Source organism: Exiguobacterium sp. UBA6309, from assembly GCF_002439205.1.
Lineage (GTDB): Bacteria > Bacillota > Bacilli > Exiguobacteriales > Exiguobacteriaceae > Exiguobacterium_A.
On the sequence record NZ_DJTL01000009.1, the window covers coordinates 178,149 to 201,114 of the forward strand.

At 44.9% G+C, this 22,966-nt stretch carries 19 protein-coding genes; 9 read left to right on the forward strand and 10 right to left on the reverse strand.

What is annotated here, in order from left to right; all coding sequences use genetic code 11:
* Together B3M90_RS02135 and B3M90_RS02140 are read right to left on the reverse strand one after the other, a co-directional pair.
* A complete protein-coding gene (locus tag B3M90_RS02135; protein WP_290782382.1) occupies positions 1-1,356 on the reverse strand; it encodes a carbohydrate ABC transporter permease in 1,356 nt (451 codons plus the stop codon).
* 126 nt (positions 1,357-1,482) lie between these two features.
* The gene (locus B3M90_RS02140; RefSeq protein WP_290782452.1) at positions 1,483-2,739 is read right to left on the reverse strand and encodes an extracellular solute-binding protein; all 1,257 of its coding nucleotides are present in this window, start codon (positions 2,737-2,739) and stop codon (positions 1,483-1,485) included.
* A gap of 455 nt (positions 2,740-3,194) precedes the next feature.
* Between B3M90_RS02140 and B3M90_RS02145 the strand changes: the two genes are divergently transcribed.
* Together B3M90_RS02145 and B3M90_RS02150 are read left to right on the forward strand one after the other, a co-directional pair.
* Positions 3,195-4,982, forward strand: coding sequence for a glycoside hydrolase family 13 protein (locus B3M90_RS02145; RefSeq protein ID WP_290782384.1), 1,788 nt, complete (start codon positions 3,195-3,197; stop codon positions 4,980-4,982).
* A gap of 140 nt (positions 4,983-5,122) precedes the next feature.
* Positions 5,123-6,274: a cation:proton antiporter gene (locus B3M90_RS02150; protein WP_290782386.1), complete on the forward strand. Its 1,152-nt coding sequence runs from the start codon at positions 5,123-5,125 to the stop codon at positions 6,272-6,274.
* 57 nt (positions 6,275-6,331) lie between these two features.
* On the opposite strand, the gene B3M90_RS02155 is transcribed toward B3M90_RS02150, so the two are convergent.
* Positions 6,332-7,105 (reverse strand): enoyl-CoA hydratase/isomerase family protein, encoded by a 774-nt coding sequence (locus B3M90_RS02155; protein WP_290782388.1) that lies wholly within the window; start codon positions 7,103-7,105, stop codon positions 6,332-6,334.
* A gap of 195 nt (positions 7,106-7,300) precedes the next feature.
* Here B3M90_RS02155 and B3M90_RS02160 point away from each other — a divergent pair, with 195 nt between their 5' ends.
* The 7 genes from B3M90_RS02160 to B3M90_RS02190 all read left to right on the forward strand — a co-directional run bounded on the left by B3M90_RS02160 (position 7,301) and on the right by B3M90_RS02190 (position 14,001).
* Complete coding sequence (locus B3M90_RS02160) at positions 7,301-8,683, forward strand: MATE family efflux transporter (RefSeq protein ID WP_035398439.1); 1,383 nt, start codon at positions 7,301-7,303, stop codon at positions 8,681-8,683.
* Complete coding sequence (locus B3M90_RS02165) at positions 8,643-9,110, forward strand: aminoacyl-tRNA deacylase (RefSeq protein ID WP_035409337.1); 468 nt, start codon at positions 8,643-8,645, stop codon at positions 9,108-9,110. The genes B3M90_RS02160 and B3M90_RS02165 overlap by 41 nt, the downstream gene beginning before the upstream one ends.
* Before the next feature lie 21 nt (positions 9,111-9,131).
* Complete coding sequence (gene pssA, locus B3M90_RS02170; RefSeq protein WP_174316042.1) at positions 9,132-9,878, forward strand: CDP-diacylglycerol--serine O-phosphatidyltransferase; 747 nt, start codon at positions 9,132-9,134, stop codon at positions 9,876-9,878.
* Between the two features lie 136 nt (positions 9,879-10,014).
* Positions 10,015-10,770, forward strand: a complete 756-nt coding sequence (locus tag B3M90_RS02175) for a carotenoid biosynthesis protein (RefSeq protein WP_290755092.1) — start codon at positions 10,015-10,017, stop codon at positions 10,768-10,770.
* Positions 10,739-11,440 (forward strand): lysophospholipid acyltransferase family protein, encoded by a 702-nt coding sequence (locus B3M90_RS02180; RefSeq protein ID WP_251138018.1) that lies wholly within the window; start codon positions 10,739-10,741, stop codon positions 11,438-11,440. Before B3M90_RS02175 ends, B3M90_RS02180 begins: the two co-directional genes overlap by 32 nt.
* Positions 11,437-12,513, forward strand: a complete 1,077-nt coding sequence (locus tag B3M90_RS02185; protein WP_214856718.1) for a glycosyltransferase — start codon at positions 11,437-11,439, stop codon at positions 12,511-12,513. The genes B3M90_RS02180 and B3M90_RS02185 overlap by 4 nt, the downstream gene beginning before the upstream one ends.
* 15 nt (positions 12,514-12,528) lie before the next feature.
* Entirely contained in the window at positions 12,529-14,001 is a 1,473-nt protein-coding gene (locus tag B3M90_RS02190; RefSeq protein WP_035409346.1) for a phytoene desaturase family protein, read from the forward strand.
* Positions 14,002-14,423: 422 nt separating this feature from the next.
* On the opposite strand, the gene B3M90_RS02195 is transcribed toward B3M90_RS02190, so the two are convergent.
* The 7 genes from B3M90_RS02195 to B3M90_RS02225 form a co-directional block, all read right to left on the reverse strand.
* Positions 14,424-15,257 (reverse strand): phytoene/squalene synthase family protein, encoded by an 834-nt coding sequence (locus B3M90_RS02195; RefSeq protein WP_290782390.1) that lies wholly within the window; start codon positions 15,255-15,257, stop codon positions 14,424-14,426.
* A complete protein-coding gene (locus B3M90_RS02200; RefSeq protein ID WP_290782392.1) occupies positions 15,217-16,698 on the reverse strand; it encodes a phytoene desaturase family protein in 1,482 nt (493 codons plus the stop codon). Before B3M90_RS02200 ends, B3M90_RS02195 begins: the two co-directional genes overlap by 41 nt.
* A complete protein-coding gene (locus B3M90_RS02205) occupies positions 16,695-18,185 on the reverse strand; it encodes a phytoene desaturase family protein (RefSeq protein ID WP_214856722.1) in 1,491 nt (496 codons plus the stop codon). Before B3M90_RS02205 ends, B3M90_RS02200 begins: the two co-directional genes overlap by 4 nt.
* Before the next feature lie 106 nt (positions 18,186-18,291).
* Positions 18,292-19,290 carry a class I SAM-dependent methyltransferase gene (locus tag B3M90_RS02210; RefSeq protein ID WP_290782394.1) on the reverse strand — a complete coding sequence of 333 codons (999 nt, stop codon included), beginning with the start codon at positions 19,288-19,290 and terminating at the stop codon, positions 18,292-18,294.
* Between the two features lie 139 nt (positions 19,291-19,429).
* Positions 19,430-19,810, reverse strand: a complete 381-nt coding sequence (locus tag B3M90_RS02215; protein ID WP_214856724.1) for a DUF1516 family protein — start codon at positions 19,808-19,810, stop codon at positions 19,430-19,432.
* An 84-nt stretch (positions 19,811-19,894) separates the two neighbouring features.
* On the reverse strand, positions 19,895-22,438 hold the full coding sequence (locus B3M90_RS02220) for a HAMP domain-containing sensor histidine kinase (protein WP_290782396.1): 2,544 nt from the start codon (positions 22,436-22,438) through the stop codon (positions 19,895-19,897).
* Positions 22,419-22,796, reverse strand: a complete 378-nt coding sequence (locus B3M90_RS02225) for a response regulator (RefSeq protein ID WP_035409361.1) — start codon at positions 22,794-22,796, stop codon at positions 22,419-22,421. The genes B3M90_RS02220 and B3M90_RS02225 overlap by 20 nt, the downstream gene beginning before the upstream one ends.
* Between the last annotated feature and the right edge of the window lie 170 nt (positions 22,797-22,966).

Below are 22,966 nucleotides of genomic sequence, written 5' to 3' on the forward strand. Positions count from 1 at the left end.
TTAGATCATATCCTCATCTTTGAATGATTTTGAACGCTTGAACTGAATAACGGCAATCGTCATGATGAAGAACGACAACACAAGCGTGATCGCTGCTGCGAATCCATACTGCGGGTTCGCGCCAAGCGACAATTTGTAAATCCACGAAATCAAGATATCCGTTCCACCAGCCGATTGACCCGGTACTGCCGGTCCACCGTTGTTAAAGAGATAGATGATATTGAAGTTATTGAAGTTGAACGTATACTGCGTGATCAAGATCGGTGCTGTTGCGAAAAGAATCATCGGCAACGTGATTAAGCGGAATTTCTCTCCTGCTGTCGCTCCATCAATTGTTGCTGCCTCATAGAGATCCTCTGGTATCGACTGCAAGATCCCTGTCGTCAGCGTCATGATGTATGGAAAACCTAACCACCACTGAATCCCGATCAATGCAAGCTTCGTATACGTTGGATCCGTCATCCAGTCGAGACCGTTATCGAGACCAATCGCTGGTAACAATGTCGTATTGAAGACACCGAATGTCTCATTGAACATCGAGCGGAAGATCAAAATCGTGATGAACGCTGGTACTGCCCATGACAGGATCAAGATGGAACGGAAGAACCGTTTTCCTTTGAGTCCCTTTTGGTTCAGTAAGACTGCCAGTCCGATACCGATCGCGATGACACCTGTCGTCGAAGCGACGGTCCAGACAAGCGTCCAACCAAGAACGCTGACGAATGTGTCGCGGAAAATATCAACCGTGAAGATATTCAAGAAGTTTTGAATCCCGATCCAGTCAACCAGCTTTGCTGGCGGCGAGTTGTTGAACTTATAGTTTGTAAAAGCAATCAAGAAAGTAAAAATCAACGGTAAGACGACCGTGAACACTAAAAGTACTAATGAAGGAATCAACATCGCATACGGGAATCCATTATCACGGAAATTCCGAAGTTGCATCTTCAAGGAAGGTACTTCGAGGTTCATGTCGCGCAACTTACCGATTCGATACGCATCGATAAAGTTCCAGACGTAAATGGTGATACCAAAGACAAGTAAAATCAAGGCAATGATGCCCTCGACCATTAGAAAGATCGAGTGATCCCCCCTTACGCCTGGTACCTCACCGAGTGTAATCAAGCCCCAAATCGCTCCGCGATCGCCAGGACCTTTTCCGGCTCCTTTGAAGAACAGTTCAAAGTTGACGAGAAAATATGATAGTACGACGACAAAAAATGTCGCGCCTTTAAGGAATTGTTTATTGTATAGTTGTCCTACTCCTGGAATGATCGACATCAGCGCCGCAATCGTGCGGTGGTTCGTCTTTTTTTCAGGCGTTGGATTCGTCGGGTGTGGTGTTGCAATCGCAGCCATCGTCCGTTCTCCTTTCCAAAGGTCATGTCTGACCTCAGGCTTCTCTTCCAACCATAAAGATGAGGGGGAATTCAAGATCCCCCTCTCTTTATCTCTTTTTCATGGATTCACGCGTTCCATTTACGCTTATTGATTGTTAGCTTCGATTTGTTGCTTGATTTGTTTGACAGCATCATCAGCTGATTTTTGTGCATCTTGCTTGTTTGTTGCAACAAGCTGGAGTGCTGCTGCCATTGGTTCCCAAACTTGACCCATCTCAGCGATGTTCGGCATTGGCACACCGTTTTGTGATTGTGCGAAGACTGCTGCTGCGACTTCGTTATCCTTGATTGCTGCATCTTCTTGAAGCGCAGTGACTGGTGGGATCTCATTGTATTTTTCGAACATTGCTTTCGCGTTCTTTTCACCAGTGAGTGATGCCAAGAACTTCTCAGCCCATTCTGCATTTTCCGAGTATGCTGAAATCGCGTATGTTTTTACACCAACGAATGTTTTAATCGGCTCACCGTTTGGAAGTTTCGGAAGTGCTGAAGCTCCGAGGTTGATGCCTTTTTCTTTATAGCTCGCAACTGCCCATGGACCGTTCATGACAGCAACAGCTTTTTTATCGCCGAAGAGTTGGTCAAGTGCTTGACCACCGCCACCACCGATAAGACCTTTCGGGAAGAGACCTTCTTTGTACCACTTGCCGATGTAATCCATACCTTCGACAGCACCTTTGTTGTTCAAGCCAATATCTGCTGGATCCAATTTGCCACCGTTGTCTTTGAAGACATATCCGCCGTAGCCACCGATTGGACCGTGCGCGAAGTAGAAGTTATCCCAAAGCGCGAGGAATCCGTATTTACCGTCTTTCTTTTGCTCTGTTGAGATCTTGTACAGATCATCCATTGAAGCTGGTGCTTCTTTTAATTCATCTTTATTGAAAAGGAGGATTGGTGTTTCAACTGCTTTCGGATATCCGTAGACTTTACCGTCAAACGTTACTGCTGATTTCGCTGTATCGATGAATGGCTCAAGTGCTTTTTCGCCATCTTTGAGTTCTGCGATCAAGCCTTGGTCAACGACTGTACCGATTTGGTCGTGTGGAAGAAGCATGATGTCCGGTCCTTTACCTGCTGGTCCGTCAAGTGCTACTTTCTTCTGCTGATCTGTCATCTTAACTTCTTTGACTTCAACTTTGACGCCTTCTTTTTCTTCGAACGCTTTAGCTGCCGCTTTAGTCGTTTCAGCTTTTTCAGTGTCTTCCCAGATGACGATCTTGCTTGGTTTTTTACTGCCTGAATCTGAAGATGATGATTCAGAATCTGATCCACCGCCACATGCTGCAAGTGCACCGATTGCCATGACAGATACAGAGAGACCTGCTACGAATTTTTTCATTTCCATGATTAAAATTTCCTCCCCAAGTTAACTTATGAATGATAAGTTTTAATGCACAACGTTTGCATAAAGGCACAACCATTTTCTCATGATAACAACCGAGCAATTGTAAGCGTTTTATGAAAACGTTTGCATCACCTTTACATTTTTATTATACAATCTAAAATCCTTTTGACAAGTCCTTTTATTCAATTATTTTCTTACATTTCAAAACTTTTTATTTTTGATTTCATTATTTGAATCAAATGCTGTAGAGAATAAGTACATAAAAAAGAAAACGTTTTCATTTTTATCGTTTGCACAACATGATGCAAACGATTGCATCATACTCTCGACTTTTATCAGGAATCCTTGATTTCACGGGATTGGAATTGACTTTAAGAAAGCGCTTTACTATTCTTAGGTCGAAGACATAATCAATATGATGCAAGCGATTGCGTTAAGGAGTGACTGCCATGTTTAAAGAAGCTGTGTTTCACCGCGCGATGTCTCCGTTCGTCTATAAATATGATGAGCGAACAATCCACATCCGTTTACAAACGAAAAAAAATGACGTTGATCACGTCGATTTGATTTGGGGCGATCCGTATGATTGGCATACCGAAAACCCAGATGCTGCCGATTGGAACTTCGATCCCTCAAAATCCAACTACTGGAATACATTTGAAACACCGATGAAGCGAAGTGGATCAGATGAACTATATGATTATTGGTTCATCGATGTCGTTCCACCCTTCCGTCGTCTACGATATGGTTTCCGTCTCCATGACAGTGCAACAAGCCAAGTCTTTACAGAGCGTGGATGGTTCGATGAAAAACCGCTCGATGATACAGGCTACTATTTCTGTGTTCCTTTCCTTAATGCAGTCGACGTATTCACTGCACCGGATTGGGTCCAGGATACAGTTTGGTATCAAATCTTCCCAGATCGCTTTGCAAATGGCGATGCGACGAATGATCCAGTTGGTACACTTCCATGGAATAGTACGGCACCGACAACGACGAATCTCTTCGGTGGAGATTTCCAAGGTGTCATCGATCATATTGACTACCTTGTTGAACTCGGCATCACTGGTATTTACTTCTGTCCGATCTTCTTAGCAAAATCGAACCATAAATACGATACGATCGATTACTTAGAAATTGATCCACAGTTTGGCACAAAAGAAAAGTTCAAGGAAATGGTTGATTTGTTACATGCACATGGCATTCGCATCATGCTAGATGCCGTCTTTAATCACGCTGGCTTCCACCATAAAGCCTTTGCTGATATCCGTGAACATGGTAGTCATTCGACATATAAGGAATGGTTCCACTTGCGCGATTTCCCACTCGTGACCGAACCGCTACCGAACTACGATACATTTGCTTTCGTACCTGAGATGCCGAAATTCAATACCGAGAACGATGAAGTAAAGTCATACTTACTCCATGTCGCCCGCTATTGGGTCGAGGAATTCGGAATCGATGGCTGGCGACTCGACGTCGCCAACGAGGTCGATCACGCATTCTGGCGTGATTTCCGTCAAGTCGTCAAATCGGTCAACCCTGACACGTATATCCTTGGTGAAATTTGGCATGATTCACAGGAATGGTTGCTCGGTGACCAGTTTGACGCTGTCATGAACTATCCATTTACGAATGCCGCTTTGAACTTCTTTGCCTTAGATAAGACTAAAGCAACTTCGTATGCGAACGATATGTCGCATGTATTGTTCTCAAACACGATGAATGTCAATGAAGTGACCTTTAATTTAATCGGTTCACACGATACACCACGTGCGTTGACGCGTGCTGGCAATAACAAACAAAAGCTTCGTCTTCTCTTGTTATCGATGTTGACGTTCTCGGGTAGTCCCGTCATCTATTATGGTGATGAAATCGGTCTCGATGGCGATCAAGATCCAGGCTGTCGGAAATGCATGCCATGGGATCCAGAGGAGCAGGATCAGGAGTTATTCGCCTATACGCGACACTTGTTACAGCTTCGAAAGCAGCATAAGACGCTTGCGAACCAAGGTCACATTTCTTTCGTTCATGCGAATGATGAGACGAATACGATCATCATGCGTCGCATGAGCCCGGAAGGATTGTATTATATCTACTTCAACAATTCAGATGTTCCTGTTTCGCTGACCGCTCCACAAGCTGGTCGAGGGCTTGATTTATTGACGAACACGCACCAGCAGACACTTGATGTTTCTCTCCCCGCGTATTCTGGAACGATCGTTCAAGTCTTATAACCACCTAAAAGCCTGTACACCCACCTTCTAAAAAGAAGTTTTGTGTACAGGCTTTTTTCTGTATCCGTTCTCCAAGATAAAAACAAGTTAATGAATGCCATCGAATTAGGGTATAGGGTACAGAAAGGAGGACATCCTCCATGGAAATTTTCTTTTACGCCGGTCTCATCCTCATTGGCTTGTTTACGATCAGTTACTTGAGTGAACGATTCCACGTCCCGAGTATTCTGGCCTTCATCTTGATTGGAATCGTCCTTGGATTTTATTACGATCCTCCCGAAGAACTGAAACTCGGAGGAGAAGCGGGCATCATCGTCCTGTTCTTTTTACTCGGCCTAAAATTTTCAGTGGCGGACTTGCTGATTCAGCTCCGTTCCATTTGGAAAGCAGGAGTCATCGATATTCTACTTTCGTTTGGTGGAACAATCCTGTTGACTTTATCGTTCGGTTTTTCCATCGCCGAATCGTTTTTGATCGGCTGTGTCTTGTATGCGACGAGTTCTTCGATTTCAGCTCGACTGCTCGATCGGGAACCGGATAAACATCAGGATGTGAATCGCTTCGTGCTGTCCCTACTCGTCTTCGAAGATTTGATGGCACCGATCCTACTGACGACGGCCCCGTTCGTTTTAGGGACTGAGACGTTCTCGGTTGCCAAAATCAGCATCATCTTTTTAGGGTTCGCCTTCTTCTTCATTGCTTTAATCATCATGACTTTATTCATCCGAAGACGGAAACGTCTCGTCGATTCACTCTACCGTCATCCTGATGCCGGCATCGGAATCATCGGGTTAATCTTGTTATTTTCCGGTATCGGTATTTTATTCGGATTGTCAGAAGTACTTGGCGCCTTCATCATCGGTATTCTGTTAACCGAACTGGATGAGACGCGTTATCTTAGACGACTAGTCACTCCGTTTCAAGACTTATTATTACCATTGTTCTTTATCACGTTCGGAATGTCATTCGAGTTGACTGACGGATTACCGATTGATCTATTTTTCTTCGCTCTTGTCATTTGGGGAGTCGTCTCTAAATTCTTAGTCGGTTACCTCGGCGGAAGGTCCTTTGGTTTATCGAATTATCATGCGATCGAATCTGGCTTTTGTCTTGGTCCACGTGGTGAATTTTCGATACTTTTCATCACGCTCGCTAGTGGTGCATTCGTGACGTTGACCGGGATATACATTTTTGTTTCTGCTTTTCTTGGAATTCTACTATTCCGTATCTCTACAGGATTGACGAACCGTACACATGCGACCGCACGAAAAATCAAAAAGAAATTGAATTAAAAAGACGTCGGTGCCTCGTGCGTTTCCGACGTCTTTCTTCTATATATGTTCTTCGATTCATCGTCCGACAAAAACAGGGCGTTTTTTTTCGATGAAGGACTCAACCGCGTGACGGTGGTCTTCCGTTTTTCCAGCACGTGACTGATAGATGATTTCTTGAGCTAGCATTTCCTCCAAATTATTTTCATAACTCGCTGCTTGCAGCTGCTTAATGTACCCGATCACTTTCGTCGGACGATTCGCTAGCTGACGAGCAAAAGCTGTGACCTCTTCAGCAAATCGTTCTGCTTCAATGCTTCGCGTCGCAAGGTTGAGCGTAACGGCTTCGTCTGCTGAAATCGTATCACCGAGTAACGCAAGCTCCGTTGCTTTTGCCGCTCCGATCAGTCGAGGTAAGAAATACGGGGCACCCGCATCCGGAACAAGACCGATATTAATGAATCCGAGTGACAATTTCGCTTCAGAGTGGACGAGCCGGAAATCACAAGCAAGCGTCAATGATAAACCGGCACCTGCTGCAACACCATTGATGGCAGCAATCGTCGGTTTTTTCGATTTAGCGAGTGCCCGAACGACAGGATGATAATACTGCTGTAGATATTCACCATGATCGAGCTCAGGCGAGACGGTTTTCAAATCTTGTCCTGCACAAAAACCGCGTCCTTCACCAGTCAAGACGATGACACGTACTTCCTCATCCTGATTCGCTTCTTCTAGAGCGTCTGCCAGCTCTTCTAATAAATTCGACGTTAATGCATTCAGTTGTTTGGGTCGAGCGAGCGTTAGCGTTGCGATTTGATCCTTGACGACATAATGCATTTCTCGTTTCATCAGATTCCCCTACCTTTTAAAAAATGAATGATTGTTCATTATGATGTATTCGTGATATTTTATGAAAATCCTTTTAAATCTCTATTTTTTCGATGAAAGACAAAAAACCCTCTTTCATTATGAAAATCGAAGGCGTATAGTTTCAAAAAGATAAAGAAACACTATTCGTTTTATGAAACAAAGGGGATTTATTTTATGAAAACAGTCAAGCAACCAAGCTTATTCCACATTACGTGGCCATTATTCATTGAAATCGCACTGCATATGAGTCTCGGAATCATTGCAACGTTGATTTTAAGTTATTACTCAGATAGCGCTGCTGCGGCAGTCGGTGTATCCAATCAAATTTTGAATATCTTCATTATTCTCTTTAACATCACCTCGGTCGGTGCAACGATCATCATTGGTCAGTACCTCGGTGCAAGAAAGACGCAAAACGCTCGTCAAACGGCTCGTTCTGCTTTTGCGATTAACTTGTATACCGGCCTAATCGTTTCTCTGACCGTCGTGTTGTTCGGAAGACAACTCCTTGGATTTTTCTCGTTAGAAGGAGAGACGCTCGTCTATGGCGAAACGTTCATTAAGATCGTTGGTCTGTTCCTTTTCTTAGAAGCCATCTCATTGACACTGGGTGCGATTCTTCGGAGTCATGGATTCACTAAAAATGCTATGTACGTCACGCTACTGATGAATTTCGTTAGTGCTTTTGGTAACGTCATCGCTGTTCTTGGACTCTTCGGCATTCCCGTTCTCGGTGTTGCTGGTGTCGCTTGGTCGATCGTCATCGCCCGGACAATCGCTGTCCTTGTGTTGTTCTTTGTCGTTTACCGCAAACTTTCTTTACGTTTTACAGTAAAAGACTTGATTCATTTCAATCGTGAGGATGTGAAACGAATCATGAACATCGGAATCCCATCTGCTGGTGAAGGGATCTCGTATCAATTCTCACAACTCATCATCACAGGATTCATCGCAACAATTGGTGAAGCAGCGTTGTCTGCTCGTGTTTATGTATCGAATATCACAATGCTTTGTTTCTTATTCACACTTGCGATCGCGCAAGGAACGCAATTACTCGTCGCACGCCAAGTTGGTGCGCAACAATTCGAACAAGCATACGGACGGGCTGTGAAAACATTGAAGATCGCTGTTTTCGCAAGCTTCATCTCAGCTGTTGCACTTGCTTCATTCGGTTCATCGATTCTATCAGCGTTCACATCAAGTCCTGAAATCATTGCAATCGGTATCCCACTACTCTGGGCAAGCGTCATTCTTGAACCAGGTCGCGCGATGAACATCGTGCTCATGGGAACTCTTAAATCGGCAGGAGATGTTCGTTTCCCTGTCGCCATCGGTATTCTATCGATGTGGGGAATAGCGGTCGTCCTCAGTTATACACTTGGTCTTGGTTTCGGTCTTGGTTTACTTGGAATCTGGATTGCCTTCTCTGCTGACGAATGGTTCCGTGGCATTTTCGCCATGAAACGTTGGCACGGACGGAAATGGGTCCAATACTCACTCGTCAAAGGAGAAACACATGAGCAAAACGAACGTCGAGAGGCTTCTGAAGCAGTCTAAGATTGACTTTGAATCCCTCACTTATCCTGTTGATCTTGATGATTTATCTGCTGAAGCCGTCGCTAGAAAGATTAATTACCCCCTTTCGACCATTTTTAAAACCCTTGTTTTGAAAATGGTCGAAAATAAATATGTCTTCGTCGTCATTTCGGGGGAAGAAGAACTCTCTCTAAAGGCAGCGGCTAAAGCATTGCATTCGAAAAAAGTCGCGCTTGTTCCGATGAAGGAGTTAGAATTCCTGACTGGCTATATTCGAGGTGGTGTCTCTGCTATCGGTGCTAAGAAGAATTTTCCCGTTCTTTTATCGGATCGTGCTATCCATGAACCATTCATCATCATATCCGCTGGAAAACGTGGACATCAAGTTCGATTGAATCCTCATGATTTTTTATCTTTCACTCAAGGGATTCTCTTTACAAACGGCTGAATTCCATCTCCTAACTATGATATGATGAGTAGTATCGATGAAGTGGCAGGAGGAATCATTTTGTGGAAAGATCGTGTTCGTAATTCAATACCCAACCTATTTACGTTCGGAAATCTGTATTGTGGTTTTTTAGCCATCGTCATGGCAGCAAAAGGTGATTTTCAAAATGCCACCTTACTAATCGTCATCGCGATGATGCTTGATAGTCTGGACGGACGTCTTGCTCGGATGCTTGGTGTAGCAGGCGACTTCGGAAAAGAACTGGACTCATTAGCAGATATCGTGACATTCGGTGTCGCACCTGCAATGATGGCCTACTATACGTATTTCTATGAATTCGGAGAAGTTGGTTTACTAATCTCTGCTCTGTTCCCGTTGTTCGGCGCATTCCGTCTTGCCCGGTTTAATTTATCGGCAACGAATGTGGCATCTGCTTATTTTTCAGGTGTACCGATTACAGCGGCAGGTGGTATTTTGGCCGTCGTCACGTTGTTTAGCGGACGAATGAATGATTTGATGGTTCCACTCGTCTTCACAGGTCTTGCCTTCTTGATGGTCAGTCGTGTCAAGATTCCAAGTTTCAAAGACATTCCCGTCCCGCGCCATACATTTGTCATCACCTTTACATTGCTGTACGTGACGTATGTCATGATTGCTCGTAGTAATGAATGGTCGACTTTTTGGTTCGTCGCTGTTCCGTTATACATCGCGTTTCTCCTTTTCTCATTTATCAAAAAGAAGAAGCAAAAGCAACATTCAAATGGCTGATGACCTCAAGTGGTCTAGTTTCTCGTACGAGAAACTAGACCACTTTTTTTATTGGACCGCTTCTCCCTCGCTCGTTTTCAAGATATATGGGTATACTTATGACAGAAGCTATCACGGAAATGGAGGAATGTCACGCATGGAACAGTTCCATAAACGTCTTTGGATTTTCTTTTCGATTTGGTTTACCATCGGCTTGATCTTAGTCGGATTTTCTATACTACCCCCTTGGCTCGAATGGGCCAACGCCGTTTTTTTATTCGCTTCCGGCTTATACGCTGCCCTCTACTTTTGGCATGTCTTACCGAAGGGACGCCTTGTCATCCCCTTCATCTTCTTTGGTTCGATCATCATCGAGTCGATTGGCGTTCATACCGGTTGGCCGTTTGGAACATATCGTTATGAATCCGACTTTGGTGTGCAATTATTAGGTGTGCCGATTACGATCGGGGCTGCATGGTTGTCGGTCATGGGTGCGAGTCTCGCTTTCTCCCGTTTGTTCTCGTTTCGCTATAGTACACTGATTCTCGTTCCATTGTTTGCCGTTTGGCTCGATTTAGCGATCGATCCTGTTGCTGCTAATGTGAAGTCTTATTGGCTTTGGCAAGACGGTGGCTGGTATTACGATATTCCGACACAGAACTTCTTCGGGTGGTATGGAACGGCGCTCGTCTTTTCCTTTTTTATCAGTCGCTATCAAGTTAAGGCGACGGATGCCTCACTCGAGCAAAACAACCAATATCTCTTTTTAATGTTGCACACCTTATTCGGCGTAACGGCAGGAGTTTCTAGTCTCTATGGCGTCACTTTGATCAGCTTAAGTGCATTCATCATCTACTTCATTGTGAAACGAGGGGTTATCGTTGAAAGAAGCAAACAAAAGCAAATTAGCTGAGACCGTATTTCATACGTATGTCGATCATGCTTTGATTCAGCGTCATTTTCATCGTGTTTTATACCGCGCAGACGATCTACCCGTCCCAGGGCTCATGCTTGCTACGCATAGTTCTTGGTGGGATGGCATGATTCTCTTTCATTTAGATCAAACCTGTTTCCGTCATGATCCGTATGTCATGATTGACCAGGCAGGACTCGCCCGTTTTCCATTCTTCTCCCGTCTCGGAGCTTTCTCTGTCGACCGGACATCGTTCTCTGATATCAAGACAAGCCTTCAATATGCAAAAGCACAACTCCAAAACGGAAGCAGCGTCTGGATGTTTCCTCAAGGTGAGGAACGGCATCAAGAAGAACGACCGATGCATTTAGCAAGTGGAGCAACGCAATTAATGCGTCATGCGGATACCGTGTCTCTCGTCGCCTTCTACTATTCGTACGGACATGAACAGCAACCGGATGTCTATGTAAGGACGCGTCGCTTTTATCCATTGTCTGACGAACGATCCAGTGTCCAAGTAAAACGTCTGACAGTAGAGCTAACAGCACTATATGACGACATACGAGCAGATGCGATGGCAGAGCGTGTTGATTTGTATCGCTGTATCTCAAAACGAAGGGAACCACTCCCTGCGCGAACGGAACGCTGGTTACGGGCACTTCGGTCATGAGTTGGTTCTTTTTTTTCTTCGCTCTAGCTGTCTGTCTCTACACATGGGTCAATTTAGCTTTTTTACCTCGATTAACGGATGCCGTTCAACCAGATAGTCTAGCAATCTGCATCCCGTTACGTAACGAGGAGCGCAATGTACGAAAATTATTAGACGCACTGGAACCAGCTTTGACATCAGGGATGCACGTCTACTTATATGAAGATCGTTCGACCGATCGGACGCGTGAGTTATTGCTCGATCGGATTGGTCAAGACAATCGTTTTACGGTGATTGATGGTCTTCCCTTACCAGTAGGCTGGGCAGGAAAGGTCCATGCGTGTCATCAACTCGCGAGACGAACGACAGAGGACTATCTATTATTTCTCGATGCTGATGTGACACTGACACCTGATGCAATCTGTCGCTTATACGGAACGTTACGAACAGAACGAGCCGTGTTCCTTTCCGGTTTTCCGTCATTTCCTGTACCGACGTTTCTCGGGAAGTGTTTGATTCCGATACAACATGTTCTTATCGCACAGCATCTTCCGATTCCGTTTCGCAAGGTGAAACATCCGGCTTTTGCCGCTGCGAACGGTATGGTCGTGCTCGTCGAACGACAGGCTTACGAACAAGTCGGTGGACATGACAGTATTCGAACGGCTCTTGTGGACGACCTAGAGCTTTGTCGTACATTTAAACGACATGGATGGACAACGACACTTGTCGAAGTCGCCCCAGTTGTTTCTTGCGACATGTACGCCACGAATGAAGAGGTCTGGCAAGGTTTTCTAAAGAATGTCTTTCGTGGGATGAACGATTCCTACACCGTCGGATCATACTTTCTACTCTTTTACTTGATTCAAGCAAGCATCCTTCCTTATCTCATCATCCATCCTTCTTGGCAGATGGGTGCCGCGTTATTCCTTCTCTATATGGCGCGGTTACGGATCGATGGTGCAGCGCGGATTCGACATGTTTGGTGGCTTCATCCACTGGCGGTACTCCTTTATGTCATCTTGCTAGCCAGTGCGATGATTCGAAGCTTTAGGAAACGGGAAATCACATGGAAGGGTCGAACCTATTCATAAGGAGGAATCAATAGTATGAAACATATAGCTGTCATCGGAGCCGGTCTTGGTGGACTCAGCGCCGCCATTTCATTAGCTGCAAAAGGGTTTCGTGTCACTGTCGTCGAGCGTAATGCACATATTGGCGGCAAGATGATGCCGATCGTCACAGAAGGACATCGCTTCGACTTCGGACCGAATACGATCACAATGCCGGAAGTCTTTCAGTCTGTCATTCTCGAATCCGGTGCGGATCCTGATGAATACTTTACATTTACGAAACTCGAGCGCCATACGATCAATCACTTTTCAGACGGACGCACGTTAACCTTTTCGTCTGGGCGCGAAGCGATGCGAACAGAAGTAGATCGTTTCACGAACGGTCAGTTGGCGAAGAACGATATTACCGGTTACCAAGAGGAAGTCGCGAAGTTGCATACGATCGCCAAACGACAATTTTTCACAAATATCGATTCATATGTCCGCCCTTCCCTTTGGCGTGACATGCTAAAAGTGCATCCCTTTCAAAGTCTCCATGGACTGCATAAACACTACTTTAAGGATAAAGAGTTAATTCAGGCACTTGATCGTTATGCGACATATATCGGGAGCAGTCCGTATCAAACACCTGCTACCTTCAGTTTAATCGCTCATTTAGAATTGAATGACGGCGTCTACTTCACGAATGGCGGCAATACAGCAATCGCAGAAGGATTCGCTCGACGTGCAAAAGAACTCGGTGTCGTCTTCCGGCTTGGAGATGAGGTGACCCAGATCGAAGTCGTCGACGGACAAGCAACGGAAATCGAATTGAATCATTTAGAGTATCTACCCGTCGACTTCGTCGTCATGAACGGTGATTTGTTGACACAATATCCACGTCTGATCTCAGAAACCGCACGACCTGATTTTAAAAATCCGACGCCTGCTCAAGTCGAACCGTCCATTTCTGCCTATGTCCGTTGTATCGGTCTCTCACGTCGGATCGAAGGACTGGCTCATCATAACGTCTTCTTCTCTTCAGATTACGAAGCAGAGTTCAAAGCACTTTTTGATGAAAAACGTTATGCGGAGGAACCGACGATCTATATCTCCAATTCTTCCGTCACAGCCCCAGAAATGGGACAAGCGGGTGACAATCTGTTTGTACTCGTCAACGCGCCTGCGACAGATACTGGACATGCGATTGATTTTGATACGTATGATCAACTGATCAATCAACGGTTGCAGTCGTTTGGAATTGATATTTCATCAGATGTCGTCTACGAACAACGGGTCACACCACAGGATATCGAACAAACCTTCTTTGCTTATCACGGCTCGTTGTATGGCTTGTCATCCAATGGCATCCGGTCGTCTTTCCTCCGTCCGAGCAACCGTTCAAAGAATGTTCACAATTTGTTTTTTGCTGGTGGATCAACGCATCCTGGTGGTGGTAGTCCAATGGTGACGCTTTCAGGAAAACTAGCAAGTGAACGAATCGTCTCTGCTGTCGCCGCTACCCTGTGAACGTTATGTGAATTGCATATCAATCACTTGTACGGACAACTAAGATTTGATACGATTACTTCGAGTTCAAGAGGTAGTGATTGACCCCACATCCTCAATCAAGCGCAAGGTGACTTCCCCGAGTCAAGAGCGTTGAAGAACTTACTTTTTCTAACCAGCGAAATCAAATGGGACCCACCCATTTCATCACGTGACTCATCGTGTGTCCATTCGCATGACTTACGACGTTCCCCCTTAGATCGTCTCATCCGAATGGTCCACAGATAGCTCGATAAAGAAAAGACCATCCCCGTGGTCAAAATAGACCTATCTCGTAGTCCAGATGTTCGCTCTGGTGTAGAAGTAATCTGAGACTCCCCGGTCTCAGACCATAGAAAAAAAGACCTTGGTCCCCGCCAAGGTCTTTTTTCTATAGTCTTGTATTAAATCGTTGCGAGCAACTTCATCTTTTGCCAACGGCTGACGTACGCACGCTTCGTAAAAACGTCGTAATGATTATCCCTTGCCGCATCGAGGATACCACGGTATAAGAAGGCAGCTGCCTTTAAAGCGCGTCTGCTCTCCCGCGGATACCGATCAAACGATGGAATCGCCGCATCATACAGATGCTCTGCTCGAAGTGCAACCTCTTCCCAGAGACCAATGAAGTCTCCTGAAGGGCAACCAGCGAGTAACGACTCCGCTGTGACACCGTATGTCTCCATCCATGAATGGGGCAAGTAGATGCGGCCGCGTTTTGCATCTTCTCCGACGTCTCGCAATATATTCGTTAGTTGCATCGCGATTCCAAGATCAATAGCAGATTTACGGAGATCAGGCTGTTGCGGTGCAAGGATTGGCAATAACATTAAACCGACAGTACTCGCTACGTAATAACTGTATTGCTCTGTCTCCTCAAGCGTCTGATAACGATTTTTCTCGATATCCCAACGCATTCCTTCCGCGAGCTCAAGAAATGGTGTCTCATCCATTTCATAACGTTCAAATACGTCTGCTAACGCGATCCATAGCGGTTTATCCAGTACTTCGCCATCACGGAATCGTTTGAATTCATTCAAGAAAGCCAGTAAACTCTCTTTCGGCGTATCCGACTCATCGACGGTATCATCGAGGAACCGGCAAAATGTATAAATGGCATAAACAGCTTGTCGATCTGCTTTTGGTAAGAGTGAAAAGGCTTTATAGAACGTTTTAGATCCGGACTGAATGACTTCCTCACATTTGATATACGCGTTCTGGATCGTCACTGAATTCATGTTTCCACCCCATCTCTTGTTCCATTCGGTTTACGAGTATCGTTGCGCCCATCATAACGACTGGTACTCCTCCACACGGATGCACCGATGCACCGACGGCATATAGTCGATCGATATCCGGATACGGTTTTGCCTGTGTCTTTAAGGCAGCCGATTGGCGAATCGTCGGCGCAATCCCAAAACTACCTCCCTGATATAACCCAAAGGCCTGTGCATCATTCGGTGTACGAATCTTCATTTCTTGTATCTTTTCCCGGAATCCCGGATGATGATGCTCAATTTTTTCAAGTACAGTCTCGATGAAGTCTACTTTTTCATAATTTTCTACACCATAGCCACGCGGAGAAGGAATTAATGAATAGACGACGCTATCGTCCGTTCCTGTCAAACTACGGTCAATCTGACTCGGATGGAAAAGATAGACTGCCGGATGTTTTGGTAAGCGTCCTTTTTTAAAGATATTCGTCATGAGCGGTTCCAAGTCGTTTGGCATCAAAAAACGATGCACCGGTAAATCGACTTTCCCTTTCATCTTGAAATACAGCAACAGCGTACCGCCTGAAGGAGTATATGTTTTGGGTTGTTTACCTTCTACAAGACGTTCCATCAATGGAAACTCTCCATTTAGTACGATTTGATCGAATGCTTCATGTGTTCCATCTTGTAAGACAATTTCCTTTGCCTGTCCTTGGTCAACGACGATCCGTTCGACTGGTGCTTCAAAGACGAATCGGACACCTCGTTCGACTAACGTGTCATACATGCGTTCAGCCAGTGAGAAATAGCCACCTTTTACATACCAGACACCTTCTGCTTGTTCCCGGTACGGAATCAAACCATAGATGGATGGTGTCGTATACGGATTTCCTCCGATATAAAATGTTGGGAAACTGTATGCCATGCGCAAATATTTACTCTTGAAGTATCGCTTCAAATGATCATGCGCTGTCTCTAAAGCGTGCATCTGTAATAATGGACGCATCATTTCTGGATGCAACAGCTCCGTTTTCCGACGATAACCACGTTCTAAAAATTTCGATACACTCGTCTTATAATCCTTTTCTTTTTGATGCATGAATTCATAAAATCCACGACCTTCGCCGAATTGGCGTTCGATCGCAATGGCTTGGTCCACGACATCAGATACTTTCGTAACGACGGTCCCGTCGTCGAAGTGAAGGTCATACAATGGATCCACCCGTTCGAGTTTTACTCCCGTCACGCCTGCTTCTGCCAACTGCTCTTTCAACTTACCTGGCATCAGGACGATTGTCGGACCTTCATCGATGCGTCCACCGGATTCAAAATCGACGGATCGTAATCGACCACCGACATGCGCTTCTTTTTCAAAAATCGTAATCTCGACTCCCGGATGTCTTGCTGTCAGCAAAAGTGCTGCATGCAGTGTTCCGACGCCTGCTCCTACGAATCCTATTTTCATATCCGCACCCCTTCTTTTTTGAGCACGAGTTCTGCCGTGATACGCGCAGATTCGAAGATTGTTGGTAAGCCGCTCCCTGGGTGTGTACCTCCCCCTACAAGATACAAGTGATCCAGCTCTTCAAACTGGTTATGCGGTCGGAAATACATCATCTGTGTCAACTGATGCCCAAGGTTAAACGTCGCTCCTTGATGGATCCCCATCGCTTCCCAATCGTCCGGCGTGAACATCTCTTCGACTTCGATTGCCGCTTCAATCCCTTGATACGGTGAACGCGTTTCAAGCGTATCCAGAACACGTCGACGTAATTTTGGTCCTTCGATCGACCAATCGAGTTCCGAGTAATTGTTCGGAACCGGAACTAGCACATACATGGCGGACTTTCCTTCAGGTGCTAGTGTCGGATCAAGAACGGATGGATTTTGAACATAAAATGAAAAATCATCGGATAATTCTAAAGTCTGCGTCATCTCGCGAACGTTTTTCTCGTAGTCTTCCGCAAAATAAATCGTGTGATGTGGCGCATCGAATGTCCGATTGACGCCAAGATACAACATGAACGTCGAACACGAGAATTTTTTGCGATCAATTTTTGGTCGGGACCATTTTTTCAGTACTCCTTCCGGTACAAGGTGATTCATTGCATGTGCGAAATCAGCACCGACGATGACTTCATCAAATAACTCATGCTGACCTGACTCAAGGATGACCCCTTCGACGACTTTGCCGTTTAAGATCAATTGCTTGATGCCTGTACCTAACTGAACCGTTCCACCGAGTTCTTCGAGGGCACGTTGCATCGCAAGTGGCACCTGATGCATCCCACCAATCGGATGATGGACACCGTATGCATGTTCCATGTAAGACAAGATGGAGAAACCTCCTGGGCATTCCCAAGCCGACATCCCTAAGTACTTCGCTTGGAACGTAAAGGCATACTTCAGTTCTTCGCTCGTGAAATAGTCGGACAAGACATCATAAAGTGATCGCCCGAGTGAGAGACGCGGAAGTGCTGTTAAGACACGCGGTGACAAGTAGTCCGTTAATCGGTCATGACGTGTCTGTAGAATCGGCATCAACTTACCGAGCTTTAACGCTTGCTCTGCCATGAATCGATCGTACCCTTCCCCATTTCCCGGAAAGTGACGCTCGATCGTCTCTTTCATCCGGTCCCGATCCGTCGTCATCGTAAACTGTTCTGTTCCACCTTTGAAATAGAGTGTATACATCGGATCAAGTGCCTTTAGATCTAAATAATCTTCTAACCGTAGACCAGCTTCGTGAAAGACGTTTTCTAAAATATGCGGCATATTAAGAAAAGTCGGTCCTCGATCAAATGTGTATTCACCTAGCTTGACGGCAGAAGTTCGTCCACCGACTTGCGTCTGTTTTTCATAAACGGTGACGTCTACTCCTTTTCCTGCTAATAACAAGGCACATGCAAGTCCCCCTGGTCCGGCTCCTATCACTGCTACGCGTCGCTTCACCCAAATCTCTCCTTTTTATCTCTCATCGTTTCAACTATTATACTAAGCACATAGTAAGAGCGACAAATTTGAACTGTCTTCCAACTGTAAAAACGCCAGACTTCGCTTAGGAAGTGGCGTTTGCAGTCACGATATACCAAGCACCTTCTTTTAAGAATGGTGTGATCGAAATATTTCCAAACCCAGCTTTCGATAAATCTTCTTTCAATTCTTCCTGACTTGGTAATGGATACAAATTCTCATGCAACGTCATTAAGGCATTGAATGCTGCTGAGAACGGTGCACCATGTGAACTGTCACGAAGTGGAGTGACGAGAATGACTGTTCCATCATCTTTGACGAAACGGCGTACCCCTTTTAGTAAAGCAAGACGTTCCGGTTGCGGGAAGTAATACAAAATATTATTCATCATGACACCGTCATATGTCTCTTTCACATCAAACGTTTTAATGTCCCCGACGACAAAATCAATCTCTCCGCTCGTATCTCGTCGTTTTGCTTCGGCGATGACGGATTCTTCAATATCGATTCCGGCGAGTCGTAAGTCCGGCAATGCCTCGTGAATTTTACGGAGATATCCACCATAAGCACAACCAATATCAAGTAGTGATGTCAGATTGCGACTCCGAATGATATGGCGTACTGCCGGGAAAGCAACAGTCTCAACGAGAGCTGAAGTTTCAGCCACGATGTCTCCATGTTCCTCTCCATTGAAGGTCTTTTGTTGACCCTCTTCTAAAAACTGAGGATAAGAGAATAGGGCTGGTAAGTGCAGCTCCATCATTTCCGATAACATGAATCCGATACTGCGATCGTCTGATTGAGAGAGTTCCGGAAGAACATGGCGAGTCGCTGTATAGCGTAAATCTTTTTTCTTCAAGTGACCGACTGCGACGCCAACTTCGAACCAGCGGGATAACGCTTCCTGTGTCAGCGGACGCTGCATTCGTAACTGTGCCTCTGCTTGTGTTGCCCCTGTTTGAAGAGCATCGAATAATCCATATTTATAACCGATGTATCCATGCCAGAGTGGTAACACCGGTTCTGCGCGTTTCATCCATTTCCGTGCCCGGAAGACCTTCGTCCATTCCTTCAACTGTGCCACAAGCGTTCCCCTCTCTACTGTGTAATACATCCCTTTTCCCAAATAACAACCACTTGTAAACAAAAATTACTAGCAGACACGACAAAAAGAGTCCTTTCAACCCAAAAGGTCGAAAAGGACTCTTTGATTTCGCATGAAATTAGAAAAACTTCATACCGTATGGAAGCGAATAACCAAGGAATATTGTCACAAGGACAAGCACGATGAATCCGATGACGAAACCGGAATAGGCTTTTCCTTTTTTGACACGAACGAGTGTCAATTCTCCGAAGATGAGCGTCAAAAGACCTGCTGTGATCTTCGCATGGTAGAGAGGATCTGGATTTTCAGACACCCCCATGATTTTAATGTACAGGTAAAGACCTGTCGCGAACGTCAATAAAAGTAGAAGACGGAACGCCATATGAATGCCTTTTGCGGCTTTCTTATTGTTCTTGTACATCGAAAACGCGACGAAGAACGTAACCAATAAAAGTACCCAAAGTAAGACGTGTGTGTGAACGAATGCTGTGATTGGCATTTCATTTCCTCCTTTCTTTTCCTATTTCATCGTATCTGATTTCCGTACGAACACCTAGTGTTATTTTGTTGCTATATGATTTTTTCAGGAGATTGTCACATGTGTGGACTGAACGAGTGGGAATTTGACAGTGAAAAGACTCCCTTCCCTTACGACCGATTCCACATGAATTTCTCCCCCATGACCGGTGACGATTTCTTTACAGATGGCTAGACCAAGGCCCGTACCACCGATTTTCCGACTATCCGAGTTATCGACGCGGTAAAACTTTTCGAATAGACGACTGAGTGATTGTTTCGGAATCCCGATTCCCTCATCCCGAACTTGAAGAATGACTTGATCACGTGATGTCGTGAGTACGACATCAATCGCACCACCAGATGGTGAGTATTTCACCGCATTATTCAATAAATTATTGAGTAACTGTCTAATTTTTTCTTCATCTGCTTCAATGACAGGCAACTGATTTCCTTCGTGACGGAACGTAATCCGGTGGGCTTGTGTCGAAGCCGCATAAAAGTGTGTCGTTTCTTCAGCAATCGCATGAATGTTCACAGATGTCTTTTTGTATGATTGTGTACCTGACTCCATGCGCTGGACGTCTAAGAAATCGTTGACGAGATTCGCAAGACGTTCCGTTTCGGAATGGATCGTCCGTAAGTATCGATCTTGGCGCGATTCTTCAATATCTCGATTGAGCATGAGCTCTGTAAAACCATAAATCGAAGAAAGCGGTGTTCGAAGTTCATGAGATACAGTCGAAACGAGTTCTGATTTCAAACGATCCATTTCGGTTTCTTTCGTCACATCCCGCATGACAAGCATCGTTCCTTTATGCACCTGATGAATGTGAATCACCTCGACATAAAATTGAATGAATACCGTTTCGTTTCTAATCGAGAACTGTAGACTATCTGTCGGTAATTCTCCACGAAGAACTGAATCAACATATCGACTGAAGTTTTCCGGTTCATCGACGACGGATTGAATGACTTCTAAGCATGTTTGAAGTGTTTCTTGTTCCGCCTGGACACCATATCGTAATTCCGGGAATAGATCGTACAGCGGTCGATTGACGAAGACCTCTTCTTTACCCGGTTCAAGATAGATGACCGCTTCACGAATCGAATCGAGAATCCGTTCCGTTTTCGTTTTTTCTCTCGTCATCTCGTCAAACAAACGCATCCGGAGAAGGGATAACGACAATTGACGAGAGAAGGACATGACATCCCGCATCTGTTCATTCGTAAACTGATCGCGGTAACGGACCAGATAGATATACGCGATGATATCATCTGCGGTTGGATCGAGAATCGGCACAGCCGTTTCATACATATAGTACGGGTACGGTAACGGATGATTGCTCGCGACTTGTTTAGAAGAGTGAACTGGTGTCTTGAGTGATTCTGCTCGTTTTAACAGTGACGCATCGTTTTGAAGTAACCGCTCTGCCAGTTCATCCGTCATACCATAGGTGACGACGGAATAACTCTCTTCCTCATCGACGAATACTAATGCACCAATTTCAGAATCCGTGATCGTGACGAGCTTCTCGATGATTTCCGGATAAGCGGTCAACGATTCACGTGCCGCGAGCGTCTCTGTCAGATCATTCCGGTACTGAAGGTGTTGTTCATTGCGCATCGTCAGTTCCAATGCTTCTTCAAGTTCCTGTTGTTGTGCTTGCAATTCTTCTTGCTGCGCTTGTAATTCTTCCTGCTGGGCTTGCAACTCTTCATTTTTTGCCAATAGATGCTGTTTATTCTCAGAAATCGAACTTGCCATCTGATTAAACGATAGTGCTAAAATACCAATCTCATCTTTACGATTCGGTACTTTGACGCTTAAAACATCTTCACCATTCGCAAGCCGTTGACTGTTCTTGACGAGAGACAGTAATTCAATCGTGATGCGACGAATGAATGGATAGATGAAGAAGATCAAAACAGCGATCAAAACGACGATATTCGCTAACCAAATCAGTTGCGTCGTTCGGATTTCCTGCTCCAATTGATCACTTGTCCGTTGTGCCCAATCTTCCAAAAATTCACGATAACCGCCGAGTGCCAGTTCACTTTTATTAATCTCTGATAATACATCGATGTTTCCTTGACTATCTAACTGAATCTTTCCTTCAGTTATCAACTTCTGACCGAGTGGCAATTCAGCTAGCGTCGTTCCTTTCAAGAAGGATTCTGTAATATCTCCTGACTCTTTCGTTTTGACATAGGATTGAACAAGCGGCAAGATTGCATCGAAATAGTATTGATATAGTTCTCTCGAGGACTGGGCGAATGCCTTTCCTTGATCGTAGATTGCATTTTTTTCGAACCAATCCGTTTGCTGAGCAATCTTATCTTGTTGAGCCATGACTTGGGTATACAATTCTTCATTTCCCATCAAGGCATAGCCACGCATGTTGAATTGAACATCCTGCCATTCTTCCCATAGAGCCCCTGCGCGTGCACTACGATCTCGGATGTCTTCTAATTTCGCCCGTGTCGCTTGCAATTTCGTGTCCGTGTAGTTGTAGACGATCAATGATGAAATCATCAATGTAGCTAATACGACATAAAAGGATGCCATAAGTTGGCGTCCGATTTTTCGATTAATCCACTTGGTGATCACTCAATATTCCTCCTACTACATCAATCAACTCAAGAGGACTAAAGGGTTTCGAAAAGAAGTAGTTTGCACCGATTTCTTCCGCGCGCTCTCGATCAGATTGTTGACTTTTAGCGGTCAACATCATAATTTTCAAGTGTTGCTTATCTGGATGTTGTCGAACTTTTTCGATGACTTCGATTCCTGTCATCCCAGGCATCATGTAATCCAACAGAACGAGGTCATATTCCGTGTTCATGATTTTTTGATATGCCTCGTCTCCGTCCGTCGCTTCATCAATCGTATATCCTTCATCTTCTAGTGTATCAAGTACCAACATACGTAAGACATCTTCATCTTCTGCTAATAAAATACGTGCCATCTATTAAAACCTCCCAAAATTAACCATCATTAAAGTGACATATCTTCTTTATTTTACACAGTTTTTTCACAATAAGAAACGGAAATCACTCCATACCTTGATTTTATTCCTTTATTCCTCATCCCTCTTTCGACCTATACTAAAACCTCCCTCGCCTCTACCTGAAGTAG